This is a genomic window from Dysgonomonas mossii (genome assembly GCF_004569505.1).
Classification (GTDB): Bacteria; Bacteroidota; Bacteroidia; order Bacteroidales; family Dysgonomonadaceae; genus Dysgonomonas.
In genome coordinates, this window is sequence record NZ_SPPK01000092.1 from 1 (window position 1) to 420 (window position 420).

At 30.0% G+C, this 420-nt stretch carries 1 protein-coding gene; it reads left to right on the plus strand.

What is annotated here, in order from left to right; translation table 11 throughout:
• Window positions 1-377 (plus strand): Sua5 family C-terminal domain-containing protein (locus E4T88_RS17580; RefSeq protein ID WP_221411828.1); only part of this gene is annotated, 377 nt, incomplete at its 5' end.
• Between the last annotated feature and the right edge of the window lie 43 nt (window positions 378-420).

Here is a 420-nt window from a genome sequence, read left to right on the forward strand (position 1 = left end):
AAATAGATATAAATAAACCAATTGCCCCAGGAATGAAATATCAGCACTATGCACCTTCTCAACCAGTAACGTTAATAGAGGGTGGTATAACAAAACCGCTCGACCTTAATTTATTAAATAGTAAAAAACTAGCTTTTATTGGTCCAAGGAGCATAGAGCATTTAGTTCCTGAAAACATTAAATTTATTCCTTTAGGAAAAAATAAAAATGATATTAAAGGTGCTCATCATGATTTATACGATGCATTAAGAATCGCAGACCAATTAAATGATATTGAACATATATTGATAAATGGTTATGAACGAACACATCAAACTGTTACATTAATGAATAGAATAGATAAAGCAAGCGGACATAGATTTAAAGGGGAAGATTAATTGTGAAAATAATATTTGTATGTACAGGTAATACTTGTAGAAG